The organism is Azospirillum sp. 11R-A, from assembly GCF_049472615.1.
Taxonomy (GTDB): domain Bacteria; phylum Pseudomonadota; class Alphaproteobacteria; order Azospirillales; family Azospirillaceae; genus Azospirillum; species Azospirillum palustre.
This window is the reverse complement of sequence record NZ_JBCEBL010000011.1, coordinates 32,171-48,770: the sequence shown is the minus strand read 5'-3', so window position 1 is coordinate 48,770 and position 16,600 is coordinate 32,171. Positions and strand designations below refer to the sequence as shown.

Annotated in this window: 10 protein-coding genes; 8 read left to right on the top strand and 2 right to left on the bottom strand. The window is 67.8% G+C overall.

The window, feature by feature from the left end; translation table 11 throughout:
* The first annotated feature begins 129 nt into the window (after nt 1-129).
* Nucleotides 130-3,591 (top strand): chromosome segregation protein SMC, encoded by a 3,462-nt coding sequence (gene smc, locus VH569_RS16525; protein ID WP_423316311.1) that lies wholly within the window; start codon nt 130-132, stop codon nt 3,589-3,591.
* A gap of 30 nt (nt 3,592-3,621) precedes the next feature.
* Here the strand turns inward: smc and VH569_RS16520 are convergent, their stop codons facing one another.
* Both VH569_RS16520 and VH569_RS16515 read right to left on the bottom strand, forming a co-directional pair.
* Entirely contained in the window at nt 3,622-4,674 is a 1,053-nt protein-coding gene (locus VH569_RS16520; protein WP_423316310.1) for a hypothetical protein, read from the bottom strand.
* A 66-nt stretch (nt 4,675-4,740) separates the two neighbouring features.
* Nucleotides 4,741-6,021 carry an NAD(P)/FAD-dependent oxidoreductase gene (locus tag VH569_RS16515; RefSeq protein ID WP_423316309.1) on the bottom strand — a complete coding sequence of 427 codons (1,281 nt, stop codon included), beginning with the start codon at nt 6,019-6,021 and terminating at the stop codon, nt 4,741-4,743.
* 168 nt (nt 6,022-6,189) lie between these two features.
* On the opposite strand from VH569_RS16515, the gene VH569_RS16510 reads away from it, so the two are divergent.
* From VH569_RS16510 to VH569_RS16480, 7 genes are all read left to right on the top strand, one after another.
* Nucleotides 6,190-7,533, top strand: a complete 1,344-nt coding sequence (locus VH569_RS16510; RefSeq protein ID WP_423316308.1) for a glutamine synthetase family protein — start codon at nt 6,190-6,192, stop codon at nt 7,531-7,533.
* Between the two features lie 646 nt (nt 7,534-8,179).
* On the top strand, nt 8,180-11,068 hold the full coding sequence (locus tag VH569_RS16505; RefSeq protein ID WP_423316307.1) for a UbiA family prenyltransferase: 2,889 nt from the start codon (nt 8,180-8,182) through the stop codon (nt 11,066-11,068).
* A 61-nt stretch (nt 11,069-11,129) separates the two neighbouring features.
* Nucleotides 11,130-11,504 (top strand): EamA family transporter, encoded by a 375-nt coding sequence (locus VH569_RS16500; protein WP_377807101.1) that lies wholly within the window; start codon nt 11,130-11,132, stop codon nt 11,502-11,504.
* A gap of 678 nt (nt 11,505-12,182) precedes the next feature.
* Nucleotides 12,183-13,280, top strand: a complete 1,098-nt coding sequence (locus tag VH569_RS16495; RefSeq protein WP_109047707.1) for an extracellular solute-binding protein — start codon at nt 12,183-12,185, stop codon at nt 13,278-13,280.
* Between the two features lie 100 nt (nt 13,281-13,380).
* Entirely contained in the window at nt 13,381-14,544 is a 1,164-nt protein-coding gene (locus VH569_RS16490) for an ABC transporter ATP-binding protein (protein ID WP_423316306.1), read from the top strand.
* Complete coding sequence (locus VH569_RS16485) at nt 14,541-15,485, top strand: ABC transporter permease subunit (protein ID WP_423316305.1); 945 nt, start codon at nt 14,541-14,543, stop codon at nt 15,483-15,485. The genes VH569_RS16490 and VH569_RS16485 overlap by 4 nt, the downstream gene beginning before the upstream one ends.
* On the top strand, nt 15,482-16,315 hold the full coding sequence (locus VH569_RS16480) for an ABC transporter permease subunit (protein WP_098738030.1): 834 nt from the start codon (nt 15,482-15,484) through the stop codon (nt 16,313-16,315). Before VH569_RS16485 ends, VH569_RS16480 begins: the two co-directional genes overlap by 4 nt.
* Nucleotides 16,316-16,600 lie beyond the last annotated feature (285 nt).

The window sequence follows — 16,600 nt, the reverse complement described above, 5'->3', positions numbered from 1 at the left end:
TGTCTTCTAGGTCCTTGTCAGCGATGCCCCCTCCCTGATCCTCCCCGGACTTCTGGCGCCGGAGGGTCGGGGAGCGGGCGACAGTTTTGCAGTGCCCGCACTGTCCAGTACACCGAAGGTTCTTTCCCAGTGCAGTTCACGCGTCTCCGCCTGTCGGGCTTCAAGTCTTTCGTCGATGCCACCGATCTGGTCATCGAACCCGGCATGACCGGCATCGTCGGTCCCAACGGCTGCGGCAAGTCCAATCTGGTGGAGGCGCTGCGCTGGGTGATGGGCGAGACCTCGGCCAAGCGCATGCGCGGCGACGACATGGACGACGTCATCTTCGGCGGCACCTCCAGCCGGCCGGCGCGCAATCTGGGCGAAGTGACGCTGGCGGTCGACAACCGGTCGCGCACCGCGCCTGCCGGCTTCAACGAACATGACGAGCTGGAGATCACCCGCCGGATCGAGCGCGGGTCCGGGTCCGACTACCGCATCAACGGCAAGCTGGTGCGGGCGCGCGACGTCCAGCTGCTGTTCGCCGACAATGCCTCGGGCGCCGGTTCGCCGGCGCTGGTCAGCCAGGGCAAGGTGGCGCAGATCATCTCCGCCAAGCCGCAGGACCGCCGCGCCCTGCTGGAGGAGGCCGCCGGCATCACCGGCCTGCATTCCCGCCGGCACGAGGCCGAGCTGCGGCTGAAGGCGGCGGAGACCAACCTGACCCGCCTCGACGACGTGATCGGGGCGATGGACACCCAGCTGCAAAGCCTGAAGAAGCAGGCGCGGCAGGCATCCCGCTACCGCAACCTGTCCGACCAGATCCGCAAGGCGGAGGCGGTGCTGTGGCATTTGCGCTGGCTCGCCGCCCAGGAGGAGCGCGCCCGCGCCCATGCCGCCTTCGAAGCATCCGAGGCCGAGGTGCGCGACCGCATGCTGGCGGTCAACCAGCTGGCCGCGCGCCGGACCGAGGCCGCCGCCGGCCTGCCCGAGAAGCGCCAGGACGAGGCGCGGGCGGCTTCCGCCCTGCAACGGCTGGTGATCGCCCGCGAACAGCTGGACGCCGAGGAGAAGCGCGTCGCCGACCAGCAGCGCGCGCTGGAGGCGCGGCTGCGCCAGATCGCCGGCGACCTCGGCCGCGAGGAGGCGCTGGCCGCCGATGCCGGCGAGGCGCTGGCCCGGCTGATGGCCGAGCGCGACCGCTTGATCGAGGCGCAGGCCGACGAGGAGATGCTGGAGGACGCCGCCGGGGAGGCTCTGGCCGAAGCGCGCGAGCAGGTCGACGCGCTCGACCGCGAATTGACCCGGCTGACCGAGGCGGTCGCCACCGACGAGGCCCGCCGCGCCGCCACCCAGCGTCAGGCCGCCGAGCTGGAGACCCGCGCCGCCGGCCTCGCCAAGCGGCTGGCCGAGCAGCAGGCCCAGCGCGCGGCGCTGGAGGCGGAGATCGCCGCCCGCGCCGACCTGTCGGAGGCCGAGCTGGCGGTCGAACTGGCGGAACAGCGGCTGGAACAGGCCCGCGACGCCGCCGAAGCCGCCGAACAGGCGAAGGCGGAGGCCGAACCGGCCCAGTCCCGTGCGCGGGAGACGCTGTCCGCCGCCGACAGCGCCCGCGCCCGGCTGCGCGCCGAGGAACGCGCGCTGGCCGAACTGCTGGAGGCCGGTGCCGGCGGGCAGTTCCCGCCGCTGGTCGATGCGGTGACGGTGTCGCCCGGCTATGAGGGGGCGCTGGCCGCCGCGCTCGGCGACGCGCTGACCGCGCCGCTGGACACCGCAGCACCGGTGCATTGGCGCATGCTTCCCGCCTATGAGGCGGCAGCGCCGCTGCCGGCCGGCGCCGTGCCGCTGTCGAACCATGTGCAGGGCCCGCCCGCCGCCGGCCGCGCGCTCGCCCACATCGCCGTGGTCGCCGACGCCGCCGAGGGTGCGGCCCTGGCGGCGACGCTGGCGCCCGGGCAGGTGCTGGTCAGCCGCGACGGCGGGGCGTGGCGCTGGGACGGGCTGACCGTGCAGGCCGGCGCCCCGACCGCCGCCGCCATCCGCCTGAAGCAGCGCAACCGGCTGGCCGAACTGCGCGGCGAGCTGGAGCTTGCCGAGGAACAGGTCGAGCTGGCGCGCGAGGCGCTGGACGCCGCCAAGCGGACGGTCGAGGAAGCGGCCCAGGCCGACCGCCGCGCCCGCGACGCCGTGCGCGACGGCTTCGCCGCGCTGAACGCCGCCCGCGACCGCCATGCCAAGCTGGCGCGCGAGGCCGACGCCGCGTCCACCCGCCTCGCCGCACTGGCGGAGGCGGTGGAACGGCTCGCCGCCGAGGAGGGCGAGGCCGCCGCCCGCCGCGACGAGGTGCTGGAACTGCTGGAGCAACTGCCCGACCCGCGCGAAGGGCGCGAGCAGGTCAACGACCGGCGCACCGCCCTGGCCGAGCGCCGCGCCGTCCTGTCCGAGCGGCAGAACGCGCTCGACCGGCTGACCCGCGAGGCCCAGGCCCGGCGCCAGCGCCTTGCCGCCATCCAGTCGGAAACCGCGTCCTGGGACACCCGCTCCGCCGGGGCCGGCGGCCGCGTCGCAGAATTGCGCCAGCGCGCCGCCGAAGCCGAGGGCGAGATCGCCCTGCTGGCCGGCCGCCCGGTGGAGATCGCAACCGAGCGCCAGGAGCTTCTCGACCGCATCGCCCTGGCCGAGCGTGAGCGCAAGCGTGCCGCCGACGCGCTGGCCGAGGCCGAATCCCGGCTGGCCGCGACCGAACAGGCGCTGCACGATGCCGAAGCGGCGCTGGCCGACGGCCGCGAGGCTCGTGCCCGCGCCGAAGCCGCGGTGTCCTCAGCACTCCAGCAGGAACGTACCCTGACGGAGCGCATCGCCGAACGGCTGGATTGCCGGCCGGAGGACACCCGTGCCGCCGCCGACCTCGACCCCGCCGAACCGATGCCCGATGCGGGTGCGGTGGAAGCGCGGCTCGACAAGCTGACGCGCGAGCGCGAGAACATGGGGCCGGTCAATTTGCGCGCCGAGATCGAGGCGGAGGAACTGGACGCCCAGATCGGCGGCCTGAACGGCGAACGCGAGGATCTGACCGCCGCCATCGCCCGCCTGCGCCAGGGCATCTCCAGCCTCAACCGCGAGGCGCGCGAGCGTCTGGTCGCCAGCTTCGACGTGGTCAACCGCGACTTCCAGGAGCTGTTCACCCGCCTGTTCGGCGGCGGCAAGGCCTATCTGGAACTGGTCAACGCCGAGGATCCGCTGAATGCCGGGCTGGAGATCTATGCCAGCCCGCCGGGCAAGAAATTGCAGGTGCTCTCGCTGCTGTCGGGCGGCGAGCAGGCGCTGACGGCCTTGTCGCTGCTGTTCGCCGTCTTCCGGTCGAACCCGGCGCCGATCTGCGTGCTGGACGAGGTCGACGCCCCGCTGGACGAGGCGAATGTCGGCCGCTTCTGCGATCTGGTGGAGGACATCGCGCGGCAGGGCGACACCCGCTTCCTGATCATCACCCACCACCGCCTGACCATGGCGCGGGTCGACCGCCTGTTCGGCGTGACGATGGTGGAACGCGGCGTGTCGCAGCTGGTCAGCGTCGATCTGAGCCGGGCGGAGGAACTGCGGGGGGTGGCGTAAAGGAGGAGGGTCGGCGGAGGCCGCCCGCGCTCATCCCCCCCGCTTCCACACCGTCGTCTCGATGTAGCGGCTCGCCAGGAACCGGTAGGTCTGCTTCTGCAAAGCCTCCACCTTGGGCGAGCGCTCCATCGAGATCTCGTCCCAGCCGCGCAGCAGGTCTTCCCACTCCAGCAGCTTGGCGCGCAAATCGTCGCGGATCTTGCGGATGAACTGGATGGTGGGGTGGAAGTTGCGCAGCGCGCCGACGATGTCGCCGGTCTGGGCGTCGGCCTGATCGAAGATCATGTCGTATTCGCGCACCGGCTTGCGGATCAGCCCCTGCATCCGGTTCAGCTCGCTGCAGAAGGTACGGTCGGTGCGGTAGATGGTGGCGAGCTTGCCCATCGCCTGCTCGATGCGGCGGATGTGCCTGAAGCGGTCGCGCAGCGCCTCGATATAGGACAGTTCCTGCGACAGATCGTCGATGCGGTCGGTCAAATACTGTTCGGGATTGTTGGTCAGCTTCAGCCGCTCGGCGATCTTGGCGAAGGCCGCCTTCATCTTCTCGTGCGTCTGCGGATCGTCCAGCAGCTGTTCCAGCTGCGACTGGTCGGAAACGATGATCTCGTTGCCGGTGAAGGATGAGACGATCTGCATGGTCAGCCGCCCCTTGGCTGCGATGCGGTGCTTGTCCTCCACCGACCAGGAGGCGCGGCCGTCCAGCAGCTCGCCGGGAATTTCCTCGCCCGGCCGGATCTGCTTCACGAAGGCCAGCCCCTGTTCGATGACCTCCAGCAGGCGGGCGTCGTGGGTGCCGTCCTCGATCTGGAAGGACTCCATCAGGGTGGGGAAGGCCAGCGCCACCTTCAGATCGCCCAGCAGCATGTTCAGCACGGCATCCTTGCTGTTCGGATCCTGGCAGAAGAAGGCGCCGGGCAGGCTGAAGACCTTGTGCTGGAAATCGAAATGCGTGTCCCGCATCGGCTGGACCAGGACATTCTCCTGCGCCGCCTTCTCGGCGATGGCAGCGTCTGGGGCGGCGTCCTTGCCCGGTGCGGCATCCGAAGAGGGAGGAGTCTCGTCGCTGCTGGAGATGTCGGTCATCGGTGGGGGCGGTACTCGGCGGGGGAAGGAGGTGGATAGGGGGAGAGCATGGATTGCTTCCCCAGCCTACAGCAGATCGCGCAGACGGAACCACATCATTGCGAGGACCAGCGCCGGGGTGCGGAAACGCCGTCCGCCGGGGAAGGGGGTGTGGGGGACGCGGGCGAACACGTCGAAACGCCCGGCGGTGCCGCTCACCGTCTCCGCCATCAGCCGCCCGGCCATGCCGGCCAGCGCCACGCCATGGCCGGAATAGCCGTGGGCATAGAGCGTGGTCGGCGACAGCCGGCCCAGATGCGGCATGCGGTTCATGGTGATGGCGACCCGCCCCCCCCAGAAATAATCGACGCGGGCGTCCTTCAGTTCCGGATAGATCGCCAGCATCTTCATCCGCATCGCCTGCTTCAGCCCCGGCCCATCGACGCCCGAATAGCTGACGCCGCCGCCGAACAGCAGCCGGTGGTCGGCGGACCGGCGGAAGTAATCCAGCGAGAACTTCATGTCCGACACCGCGATGTTTGTCGGCAGCAGGGTCCGCGCCCGCTCCTCGCCCAGCGGTTCGGTGGCGATCATGTAGGTCGCGACCGGCATGATGGTGCGGTCGAGCGCCGGGGCCAGCCCGCCGAGATAGGCGTTGCCGGCCAGGATCAGGTGCCTGGCCGTCACCCGGCCGCGCTCGGTGCGGACCCAGGGCTTCGCCCCGCTGTCCATGGCCAGCGCGCGGCTGTTCTCGAAGATGCGAACCCCGGCGGCATCGGCGGCGCGGGCGAGGCCCAGCGCGTAGTCCAGCGGGTGCAGGTGGCCGCTGCCCTCGTCCAGCAGGCCGCCGATGTAGGCGTCGCTGCCGACATGGGTGCGGATGCCGGCGCGGTCCAGCCGCTGCACCCGGTCATAGCCGTACCCGTCGCGCATCTCGCGTTCCAGCGCCGCCACGTCCTGCATGTGGCGCGGCTTCAGCGCGGCATAGGCGAAGCCCCAGGTCAGGTCGCAGGCGATGGCGTGGCGCTCCACCCGCGCGGCGAGCTGGGCCTTCGCCTCCTCTCCGAACTCCCACAGGCGGCGGGCATCCTCCTTGCCGACCCAGCCCTCGATGGTCGCCATCGGCTTGTTGTAGCCGGTGATGATCTGTCCGCCGTTGCGGCCCGAAGCCCCCCAGCCGCAACTTTCCGCCTCCAGCAGCACGACGTCGAAGCCGCGCTCCGCCAGTTCCAGCGCCGCGGTCAGGCCGGTGTAGCCGCCGCCGACGATGCAGACGTCGCAGGCGGCCTCTCCTTCCAGGGAGGGGCGGTCGGGAGGGCGAGCGGCGGAGGCCGCGTACCAGCTGTTCAGGTAGGAGGCTTTCGGCATGGCCGCAGTTAAGTCCGAGCCGACGGGGGAGGTCAACGGAAAGGCGGATATTTCACCGAACCGTCATGCGGAACCCTCTGGCGCGTTCCGCCGGAACGGCGTCATAGTGTCGCTGTCGTCCACAGCACGGAGGGGGCTGCCCATAGTCCGGAGCGGTCCGCCATACCCATGGGTTTTATGGAAGACTTCATCAAGAAGAACCGCATTACCGAAGTCGAATGTCTTGTGCCCGACATGTCGGGCATAGCGCGGGGAAAGATCGTTCCCGCCGAAAAATTCCTCCGCATCCTGCGCGACCGCGGCCTGCGCCTGCCCGAGGCGATCTTCGTCCAGACCGTGACCGGTGAATTCCCCGACGACGAGGACATCACCTCGGACGAGAATTCCGACATCTACATGATCCCGGACGAACGGACGATCCGCTTCGTCCCCTGGTACAATGAGCCGACGGCCCAGGTCATCACCGACTGCGTCTATGCCGACGGCCGGCCGGTCGACGTGTCGCCCCGCCATGTGCTGAAGCGCGTGCTGTCGCTCTACGAGGAGCGCGGCTGGAAGCCGCTGGTGGCGCCGGAGCTGGAATTCTTCCTGGTCCAGGTCAACAAGGACCCCGATTACCCGCTGGTGCCGCCGGTCGGGCGCAACGGCCGGATGGAAAGCGGCCGGCAGGCCTTCGGCATCGACGCCGTCAACGAGTTCGATCCGATCTTCGAGGCGGTGTACGATTTCTGCGAGAAGCAGGACATCGACATCGACACGCTGACCCACGAGGCCGGCGCTGCCCAGATCGAGATCAACTTCAACCACGGCGACGCGCTGGAACTGGCCGACCAGGCCTTCCTGTTCAAGCGCACGGCGCGCGAGGCGGCGATCCGCCACCAGATCTACGCCACCTTCATGGCGAAGCCGATGCAGGGCGAACCCGGCAGCGCCATGCACATCCACCAGTCGGTGGTGGACACCGACAGCGGCCGCAACCTGTTCTCCAACCCCGACGGCACCGACAGCGACCTGTTCATGGCGCACATCGCCGGGTTGCAGAAATACCTGCCCTATGTGATGCCGTTGCTGGCGCCCAACGTCAACAGTTACCGCCGGCTGGTGCCGAACTCCGATGCGCCGATCAACGTGCATTGGGGCCGCGACAACCGCACCACCGGCCTGCGCGTTCCCGTCTCCCAGCCCGACGCCCGCCGGGTGGAGAACCGGGTGGCCGGCGCCGACGCCAACCCCTATCTCGCCATCGCCGCGTCGCTCGCCTGCGGCTATGTCGGCATGACCCAGGGGCTGGAGCCGAACGACCCGATCAAGGGGTCGGCCTACCGCCTCGCCTTCACCCTGCCGCGCCATCAGTCGGAGGCGCTGACCAAGTTCAACGCCTGCAAGCCGCTGAAGGAAATCCTCGGCGAGCGCTTCATCGACGCCGTCACCTGCGTGAAGCAGACGGAATACGAGGCCTACAACCGGGTCATCAGCTCGTGGGAGCGGGAAAACCTGCTGCTGAACGTCTGATTGTACTCCAGGGTCACGAGCTAAGGGCTGCCGGCGGGGACATCCGCCGGCAGCCCTTTTACGTTTTTGGTTCCGTGCTCCTGCGCCGCTTCCGCTCGACGGCGTCCGTCCGCTCCGTAGCGGGTCGCGCCGGCGGACTCGCCGTTCGTGTGCCGTTCCGCCCCGGACATTCGAAAGTTCGGTCCGAAAGCCCGTCCCGTCCGCGCCCTCCACCGCCCGTCCTACCCCGAGCGGTGCGATCCCCCTCGCCGGCCGGTCGCCGGGCGCGGTGCTCTGCCACCACCGTGCAGCCCGGTTTTGGCGGACACGCTTAAAAACGCAAGGTCGTCGTTCATCCCTTTATGGCCGGCGGCACACGTAATCGAAGACTTTCAAAGCAAAACCGCAGTGTATTTTCGACCCTGTGAGGAGAGGCAGGGGAAGATGCGGTCGCCATGCGGCGGTTTGGCGCCGGTTGGGCGTCGCTGCACTTTGTTATCTCCTTTGAAAATAGTCAAGGCACGGAGCCGTAGCTTCCGCGGATAGGGCGTTCCCGCCGCCGCGGCACGCCTTCGATTGCCCTGGCCGATTGCCCCGCCCGGGCGGGTGAGCCGGAGCCGGGGCAGTGTCGCGACAAAAGTGATGGGCAACCGATGGATGGCCAAGCATGAGCATGCAACCTGCGATCCCGTCCCTTCGAACAGGCCTGCGAAGCGTTGGCTGGGTTCAGCGCAGCATCATCCTGGCGTCGCTGTTCATCGTGCTGACGACCGGGCTGCTGGGGCTGGCGCTGCACCGCGGCGGTCATGCCAGCAACCTGACCGACATCCAGAACCTGTTCGTGCTGGAGAACCCCGACCTGATCCCGGTCGACAGCTGGGACCCGATGATCGCCGCGCTCGACTGGCTGCATGAACGGCCGGGCGAGAATGTCTATGACGGGGTGTTCTTCAAACAGCACATCAAGTTTCAGTATCCGGTGACCTCGCTGCTGCCGTTGGAGGCGATGAAGGCGCTGGGGGTGCTGAACCTCGTGGCGTTCGAGCGGATCAACCTGCTGTTCGTGCTGGCGACCGCGGCGGGCATGGCGATCCTGGTGCTGGAGATGGCGGCGCGGCTGCGCCTGCCCGGCGCGCGGGACGACCGGCTGACCCAGGTGCTGCTGGGCGGCTTCGGCTTCGTCGCCACCCTGTGCTTCTATCCGGTGCTGAAGGCCTTCTCGCTGGGGCAGGTGCAGGTCTGGCTGAACGCCGCCTTCGTCTTCGCCTGCATCGCCCTGCTGCGTGACCGGCGGGTGCTGTGCGGAGCCCTGCTCGGCGCATCGACCTTGATGAAGCCGCAGATGTCGCTGTTCCTCGCCTGGGCGGCGCTCCGCGGCGACTGGCGGATGGCGGCGGGCTGGGCGGCGGTCGTGGTGCCGGGGGTGGCGCTGGCGACCCTGTTCTACGGCTTCGCGCCGATGATCGATTACCTCGACGTCCTGCTGTTCATCGGCCGCCACGGCGAGAGCTATCACGTCAACCAGACCGTCAACGGGCTGGTCAACCGTCTGCTGCACAACGGCAACAATCTGGAATGGTCGGCGGAGGCCTTCGCCCCCTATCACCCGGCGGTCCATATCGCCACGCAGGTTTCCGGCCTCGCCTTTGTCGGCTTCGGCCTGCTGTGGCGGCGGCGCGACCGCGGGGCCGAGCGGATCCTGGCCTTCGTCGTCGCCGGCATCTGCTTCACCGTCGGTTCGCCGGTCGCCTGGGTGCATCATTACGGCATCCTGCTGCCGGCCTTCGCGCTGGCGTTCCTGATCCTGCTGGAGCCCGGGCTGCGGCGTCCGGGCGGGGCGGTCACGCTGCTGGCGGTGGCCTATTTCCTGGCCGGCAACGTCCTGTTCTGGCCGGTCAACGCACTGGCCGATACCCCGCTGAACGTCCTGCAATCCTACCTGTTCTTCGCCACCCTGATGCTGCTGGGCCTGATCCCAGTGCTGGCCGGCCGGCACGACCGCGCCGCAGCGGCCCTGTGGGGCGTCGAGGGAACGGTCGGGCGCGGCCATGCCCCTCCGGCGGAGGAGGCTGCGCCCTCCGTCGTCGCACTCCCGCGTGCCGCCGCCGCGACGCCGGTCCCACCCCCGGCCACCGAGGAGCCGCCGCTGTTCGTCGATCTCGACGGCACGCTGCTGAGGACCGACCTCCTCTATGAATCGCTGTTCGGCCTGATCAAGGCGCAGCCCTGGGCGGCACTGCTGGTGCCGGTCTGGCTGGCCGGCGGCAAGGCGCGGCTGAAGGCGGAACTTGCCCGCCGGGTGGAGATCGACCCGGCCGGCCTGATCTACAACCCCGCCGTCCTGCAACGGCTGGAGGCGGAGCGCGAGCGCGGCCGGCGGCTGGTGCTGGCGACCGCCGCCCACCACCGCTATGCCGACGCCATCGCCCGTCATCTCGGCCTGTTCGATCAGGTGCTGTCCAGCAGCGACGGGCTGAACCTGAAGAGCGAGCGCAAGCTGGAGGCGATCCGGGCGCAGGTGCCGTCCGGCATCTTCGACTACATGGGCAATGACGAGGCCGATTATGCCGTCTGGCGCGCCGCCCGCCGCGGCATCGCGGTGGACGCCGCGGCCGGGGTGGTTCGCCATGCCGCCACGCTGTGCCCGCTGGAGACCATCGCCACCCCGCGCCGGCCGCGCCTGCTGCTGATCCTGAAGGCGCTGCGCCTGCACCAGTGGCTGAAGAACCTGCTGGTCTTCGTGCCGCTGGTGGCCGGCCAGAAGCTGGGGGAGGTCGGGCCGACCCTCCAGGCCGTCGCCGCCTTCTTCGCCTTCGGGCTGTGCGCGTCGAGCATCTATGTGCTGAACGACCTGCTGGACCTGCCGGCCGACCGCCGCCACCCGCGCAAGCGCCGCCGTCCCTTCGCCGCCGGCGACCTGCCGCTCGACCTCGGCCTGTCGCTGATCCCCGGCCTGCTGCTGGCCAGCCTCGTCCTGTCGCTGGTGGCGCTGCCGCCGCTGTTCCTGGCGGCTTTGGCGACCTATGCCGCCTCGTCGCTGTTCTACAACCTGTTCGCCAAGAACCGGGTGATCTGGGACGTGATGCTGCTGGCCGGGCTCTATTCCTTGCGGGTGCTGGGCGGCGCCACGGCGACGGCCATCGTTCCGTCCTTCTGGCTGCTCGCCTTCTCAATGTTCCTGTTCCTCAGCCTCGCCATGGTGAAGCGCTATTCGGAAATGGACAGCATGCAGAAGCTCGGGCTTGGGCAGGCGGAGGGCAGGGGCTATGTGACCGCCGACATGCCGGTCCTGCAATCCATCGGCGTGTCGGCCGGCTTCCTCTCGGTGCTGGTGATGGCGCTCTACATCAACAGCCCGGAGGTCGGGCGGGTCTATGACCAGCCGCAGGCGCTGTGGATCATCTGTCCGCTGCTGCTCTTCTGGATCGGGCGGGTTTGGCTGCAAACCCACCGCGGGCTGATGCATGACGACCCGGTGGTGTTCGCCGCCCGCGACAAGTGGAGCATCGCCATCGGGCTGGTCTGCGGCGTCGCGCTGATCCTCGGTCGGGCATGAAGCCCCTCGGCCGGGCGTGAGTCCCCGCCCTCCATCCTTCCGTCATTTTCCCGGAGTCGTCATGCCCATCGCCGTCGTCGGACTGATCCTGCTGAGCGTCACCCTGTCCGCCATCGCGCAGATTTCCCTGAAGATCGGCATGTCCAGCCCCGCGGTGTCGACCGCGCTGGCAGGGGGCGGGGCGGGGCGGATCGCCCTGTCGGTGGTCGCCACGCCGCACATCCTGACCGGCCTCGCCTGCTACGGGCTGGGCATGGTGGTGTGGCTGGCGGTCCTGGCGAAGGTCGACGTTTCCATGGCCTATCCCTTCGTCGGGCTGGGTTTCCTAGTTACGCTGGCGCTCGGCATGCTGCTGCTGGGGGAGACCATCAGCATGACCCGCCTGATCGGCACGCTGCTGGTGGTGCTGGGCGTGGTTCTGACGGCACAGAGTTAAGGTGCCGTAAACCAAACCAGAGCCCCGACAGCAGAACAGGAAGGCGTCGTGACAACAGTCGCGGCGCCTTATTTTGCATTGCACCAACATCCTTGGCACACGACTGTCTGCATGCCATTGAGTACCATGATATGACGACGCGTTTCGTCACAGTATCTTTCAATTTGAAAATGGAATGACACGATTCGGGTATTGACCGGAAAAGAATGGTGGGTATAACTGACGGCATATTCGCGAGCACAAATACCAGGGCACGCAATTTTAAAGACGGGCGACCCGGGTTCCGGCCAGCAGGCCGTTATCTGGGGAAAGGGTTTCCTTTGCCGGCCGCGACACTCCCTTGCGGGTTCTTCGGAACCCCTGGGGTCGCGGCCGGTCGCCATTTGCCAGCCCCAGGGCCCGGATGGGCGGCTGCGACTTCCCGGCGGCGATTCGCGACGTTGGAGCCGGGTATTCACCCCGACCGGCCCGCTGCGACATTCGGTGTGTAGACGATTGATTGCGCATGGCTTCGCGGAGATGGCCGCCGCCTGCAAACCAGTCCCGCAAACCAGCCTCCGACCACGACCCAAACCGTTGACAACAAGCCCGGGCGTGGGTGCAATAGCGCCCGCGAGCCGGGCCAGCCGTTGGGATGTGGCGGTGCCCGCAACACACACGAACAGGTCGGGGCAAATCATGAAAAAAATCGCTCTCAGCCTCATCGGCGCGGTCGCGGCGATCGCCATTGCCGGCCCGGCGATGGCCCAGGCCAAGAAGCCGGTCAACATCTACATCTGGAACGATTATCTGGGTGAAACGACCCTCGCCGACTTCACCAAGGCCACGGGCGCTGAGACGAAGGTCGACCTGTACGACAGCCTGGAACTGCTGGAGCAGAAGGTGCTCGTCGGCAAGTCCGGCTATGACGTGATCGTGCCGACCGCGGAGCCGACCCTGTCCCGCCTGATCCAAGCCAAGGTGGTGGGCCCGCTCGACAAGTCGAAGATCCCCAACTACAAGAACCTCGACCCGAAGGTCCTGAAGCTGCTGGAGAATTCCGATCCCGGCAACAAGTACGCCGTGCCCTATCTCGGCGGCACCGTCGGCATCGCAATCATCCCTGAAAAGATCAAGGCCGTCGCCCCCGACGTGGCGCTCGACAGCTGGGACCTGATCTTCAAGCCGGAAGTGGCGAAGAAGGTCGCGGCCTGCGGCATCACCGTGATGGATTCGGCCATCGACGTCATCCCGTCGGTGCTGAACTATCTCGGCCTCGACCCGAACTCCGAGAAGAAGGAGGATCTGGACAAGGTCGAGAAGACGCTGATGGCGGTCCGCCCCTACATCAAGCGCTTCGTCACGGGTGAGAACATCAACATCCTCGCCGGCGGCGACGCCTGCGTCGTGATGGCCTACAACGGCGACGCCATCCAGGGCGCCGCCCGCGCCGCCGAGGCCAAGAGCGCCAAGGTCGAATACATCACGCCGAAGGAAGGCGTGCAGGTCTGGTGGGACACGCTGGCGGTTCCGGCCGACGCGCCGAACAAGGACGGCGCCTACGAGTACATCAACTTCGTGCTCGACCCGGCCAACATGGCCAACATCTCCAACAAGGTCAGCTACGCCAACGCGGTGCCGGCCTCGCTGGCGACGGTCGCCGACGACATCAAATCGAACCCCGGCATCTTCCTGCCGGCCGACAGCAAGCTGAAGCTGTTCTCGCTGAAGCAGATCAAGCAGGCCACCGACCGCGCCCGCACCCGCGTGTGGACCAAGGTCAAGACCGGCAAGTAAGCCGGGCCCCCTTAAGAAGCGCCCCCATGGCGCTGACCCGCCCCGGCCGATCCCCAGCGATGGGGAGCGGCCGGGGCGTTGTCATGAAAGAGGAAACCGGATGGCCGGTCAGCCGATTCGCAAGCCCACCCGCCTGGAACCGTGGCAGGACGCGGGCCAGACTCCCTATGTCCGCATCGAGAAGGTGACCAAGACCTTCGGCGATTTCGTCGCCGTGGACGAGGTCAGCCTGTCGATCTACCGCAACGAGTTCTTCGCCCTGCTCGGCGGCTCCGGCTCCGGCAAGACGACGCTGCTGCGCATGCTGGCGGGATTCGAACAGCCGACCGAGGGCAGGATCTACATCGACGGCGTCGATATGGCCGGCATCCCGCCCTATGAGCGGCCGGTCAACATGATGTTCCAGTCCTACGCCCTGTTCCCGCACATGACGGTGGAGCAGAACGTCGCCTTCGGCCTGAAACAGGACGGGGTGGCGAAGGCGGAGATCCGCGACCGCGTGACCGAGATGCTGGGGATGGTCCAGCTCTCGGCCTTCGGCAAGCGCCGCCCGCACCAGCTGTCCGGCGGCCAGCGCCAGCGCGTGGCGCTCGCCCGCTCGCTGGTCAAGCGGCCGAAGCTGCTGCTGCTGGACGAACCGCTGGGCGCGCTCGACAAGAAGCTGCGCGAGCGCACGCAGTTCGAGCTGGTCAACATCCAGGAAAAGCTGGGCGTCACCTTCATCGTCGTGACCCACGACCAGGAAGAGGCGATGACCATGTCCTCGCGCATCGCCGTGATGAACCACGGCGTGATTGCGCAGGTCGGCACGCCGACCGAGATTTACGAATATCCGCACAACCGGTTCGTGGCGGAGTTCATCGGCTCGATCAACATGTTCGACGGCCGCGTCGTCTCCACCGAAGGCGATCAGGTTCTGGTCGCGTCGGAGGAGGCCGGCTGCGAGCTGCTGATCGCCCACGCCACTCCGGCGCCGGCCGGCTCGCCCGTCTCCGTCGCCATCCGGCCGGAGAAGATCGCCCTGTCGAAGGAGCCGCCGGCGGGTGCCCCCACCGGCGAGGGCGGCCGCAACACCACCACCGGCATCGTGCGCGAGATCGCCTATCTCGGCGACGTGTCGATCTATCTGGTGCAACTGCCGACCGGCAAGACGGTGCGCGTCACCGCCCCGAACGTCACCCGCCGCACCGAAATGCCGATCACCTGGGAGGACGAGGTGACCCTGACCTGGCGTCCCTTCGCCGGCGTGGTGCTGACCCAATGAGGACGGTCGTCTCCGTCCTCGTGTCCGGGCTCAGCCGGATCGGGCTGTGGGGCCGCGGCGTGGTCGTCGCCATCCCCTATCTGTGGCTGCTGCTGTTCTTCATGGTGCCCTTCCTGATCGTCTTCGGCATCAGCTTCGCCGAATCGATCATCGCCCAGCCGCCCTATTCGTCGCTGGTGGACTGGTTGACCGACGAGGACGCCGGCACCTCCAAGCTGCAGATCCTGCTGAACATCAGCAACTATTTCCGGCTGGGCGGGGACGACCTCTACATCCTCGCCTATCTGAATTCGCTGCGCATCGCGGCGGTGACCACGCTGATGTGCCTCGCCATCGGCTATCCCATGGCCTATGCCATCGCCAAGGCCGATCCGGCCCGGCGCGGGCCGCTGATGATGCTGGTGATCCTGCCCTTCTGGACCAGCTTCCTGATCCGCATCTATGCCTGGATCGGCATCCTCAAGGGCAATGGCGTCATCAGCAACCTGCTGGAATGGGTGGGCATCACCAGCGGGCCGGTGGAGATCCTCTATTCCGACTGGGCCGTCTATATCGGCATGACCTACTGCTATCTGCCTTTCATGGTTCTGCCGCTCTATTCGACGCTGGAGAAGATGGACCCCAGCCTGCTGGAGGCGGCGGCCGACCTCGGCTCCCGTCCGTTCAAGTCCTTCCTGTCGATCACGCTGCCGCTGTCGCTGCCCGGCATCATTGCCGGCTCGCTGCTGGTCTTCATTCCGGCGGTGGGCGAGTTCGTGACGCCGGAACTGCTGGGCGGCCCGGACACGCTGATGATCGGCCGCGTGCTGTGGAACGAGTTCTTCGCCAACCGCGACTGGCCGGTGGCGTCGGCGGTGGCCATCGCGCTGCTGCTGGTCCTGGTGGTGCCGATCATGATCTTCCAGCATGTGCAGGGCAAACAGGCGGAGGCCGGGCAATGAAACGGTTCGGGTTCCTGTCCTGGGCGCTGCTGTTCGGCTATGCCTTCCTCTATGTCCCCATCGCGCTGCTGGTCGTCTTCAGCTTCAACGAGTCGCGGCTGGTGACGGTGTGGAGCGGCTTCTCGACCAAATGGTATGCCGAGCTGCTCCACAACGATGCGCTGCTGGATGCGGCCTTCCTGTCCTTCCAGGTGGCGGCGGTGTCGGCGACGCTGTCGGTGCTGCTGGGCACCTGCGCCGGGCTGGCGCTGACCCGCTTCGGGCGGTTTCGTGGCCGCACCCTGTTCGGCGGCATGATCACCGCGCCGCTGGTCATGCCGGAGGTCATCACCGGCCTGTCGCTGCTGCTGCTGTTCGTGGCGATGGAGCAATGGCTGGGCTGGCCCGACGGGCGCGGCGTCACCACCATCACCATCGCCCACACCACCTTCACCATGTCCTATGTCGCCGTGGTCATCCAGTCGCGGCTGGCCGGCATGGACGGCAGCCTGGAAGAGGCGGCGATGGATCTGGGCGCCCGCCCGGCCAAGGTGTTCTTCGTCATCACCCTGCCGCTGATCGCCCCGGCGCTGGTCGCCGGCTGGCTGCTGGCCTTCACCCTGTCGCTGGACGACGTGGTGGTGGCGAGCTTCGTCTCCGGCCCCGGATCGACGACGCTGCCGATGGTGATCTTCTCCAGCGTGAAGTTCGGCATCAGCCCGCAGATCAACGCACTGGCAACGCTGATGGTTCTGGTGGTGGCGACCGGCATCTTCGTCGCCAGCATCGTCATGGCCCGCCAGGAACGGCAGCGCAAACGCGACGAGCAGATGGCGATCCAGAACGGCTGACCGGTCTTTTTGAAGCGTTCCGCAGACCTACCCATCCGCGCGCAGCAGACCTCTGCCGCCGCGGATGGCAATTGCCCGTTTCTTTTGCTATGTTGATGTCATCGTCAACAGCGAAAGAGGTCGTGCCATGCGCGCGCTCCTGTGGTTCCCCTTGTTGAGACTTGGATTTTTCAGTCCCGTGTCCACTGCCTATGCGACCACCCGTTCGGTCACCGCCCGCCGCGCCCTGCGCCCGCCGTCCGGCCTCTAGCCGGACCTCATGCCGGCTCCCTTTTCCGGCATGCC